The organism is Candidatus Saccharimonadia bacterium, assembly GCA_035544015.1.
Taxonomy (GTDB): domain Bacteria; phylum Patescibacteriota; class Saccharimonadia; order UBA4664; family UBA4664; genus UBA5169.
Genome location: DATKIP010000054.1, coordinates 1 through 1743 on the forward strand (window position 1 = coordinate 1; position 1743 = coordinate 1743).

At 59.4% G+C, this 1743-nt stretch carries 2 protein-coding genes; both read right to left on the reverse strand.

Annotated elements, in window-relative coordinates:
* A partial coding sequence (locus VMT30_02875; protein ID HVQ43885.1) for an IS110 family transposase occupies nucleotides 1-923 on the reverse strand: 923 nt, incomplete at its 3' end.
* A 270-nt stretch (nucleotides 924-1193) separates the two neighbouring features.
* Nucleotides 1194-1743 (reverse strand): SDR family NAD(P)-dependent oxidoreductase (locus VMT30_02880; protein ID HVQ43886.1); only part of this gene is annotated, 550 nt, incomplete at its 5' end.

Below are 1743 nucleotides of genomic sequence, written 5' to 3' on the forward strand. Positions count from 1 at the left end.
AGCCACGGGCCAAAACTGTGCTTCATCCAGTTTGCCGGCCTGAGCAAAATAACGCGGGCACCTTGCATGAAGAGCGTCCGCAGATAGCGATTGCCACGTTTAGTGATGCGGCCAAGGATGGTACGATCACCCGTGGACATCTGCTTCGGTATCAGGCCGAGCCACGCCGCAAAGTCGCGCCCTTTTGCAAAGGCAGTGCCGTTGCCGATCGCAGCCACCATTGCACTTGCAATGATCGGGCCGACACCCGGAACGGTCATCAATTGGCGACAACTCTCGCTGCCCTGCGCCAGAACCTCGATCTCTGCGGTAATGTGTTCGATACGCTCATCCAGACGCCGCCAATCGCCACTGAGGTCCTCGATGATCCTGATCATACGGGGGGACAATACGTCGCTGCGCTTGGCCAGGATGTCCGGAAGCTGTTGGCGGAGGAAGCGGAGCCCCTGACGTATCGCAATGCCGTGCTCCAAAAGGAAACTGCGGATCTGATTGATCACGGCTGTTCGTTGGCCGACCAGGCGAGATCGCACCCGGTGCAGTGCCTGCAGATCAAGTTGATCGTCGGTCTTCACCGGAACGCACCGTGTGGACGGCCGCTGAACAGCTTCCGCGATCGCGTAGGCATCTCTGAAGTCGTTCTTGTGGCCTTGCCGGAACGGCTTGGCATAAGCGGGCGGTACCTGCTTTACGTCATGACCGAGCGCACTTAGCTCGCGAGCCACATAGTGCGTCGCCATGCCAGCTTCGATCCCGATCAGGCACTGCGGCACATTGGCGAGCCGGACTGTGATCCGGTCGCGAGCGACCTTTTCCCGCAAAACGATCGCCCCCTTATCGTCGAGGCCAATCAAATGCAGGGTATTCTTGCCAGCATCGATGCCAATCGTGTGTGCGACTGTAGCGGCTGTTTTATGGGGCATGGCGATGTGCTCCTCGTGCTTCAAAGCCCCAACTCATTCTCTGAGCGGTTCGGGGCGGGAGCACGGCCGGTCCATCCCATTCTGAGACATGTCCGCCTATCCTGAGAGTGTCCGTTCACCGGGGTAGACCGGAAGTCGCCGTGATCCGGTCAAACCGACGCGAATGACCCAGCTGAGACATTGGCGGTCCACTGCGCAACGGTTTTGAAGCCGGTTTCAGCCCTCCGAATATTCGTTTTAGCCGCTAAGGCCGGTGGAAGGGCTGCGCGCTCAACGTTTCGGGTTGCGCCCGCGGATGTGGTCAAAGCCTTGCTTGATTGCGGCGAAGCGCGCTTCGATCATCGGCTCAAATTCGAGGTCGGTGAAGATATATGGCAAGTCCTTTTCGACGCCTTCGCGGACGAGTTCACCGACATAGTTGGGTTCTATGCCCTGAGAGATGCGTTCCCGGAGCATATTGATCCGCTCGGCACGTGGGCCCGAAGTCGGCCAGGCAGGGAGCGCCCCCTCGAAGCGCTTGGGGAGATTGCGTCTTGAGTTCATGATTTGAGTGCGGATGATCCCTGGACACAGCACCGATACGCCAATGCCTCGGGGCCCGAGTTCACGCCGCAGGCCCTCGGACAGCGCGACAACGCCATACTTGGAGACGTTGTATGCATTGCTCTCCCCTGAAATGAGGCCAGCGATCGAGGCTGTGGAGACGATGTGTCCACCCTCGCCATGCTGCTCGATCAACGGCCCGAAAATCTCGATCCCCCAAATGGTCGCCATCAGGTTGACGCCCATGGTCCAGTTCCACGACGCCTCGGTCCAGGCG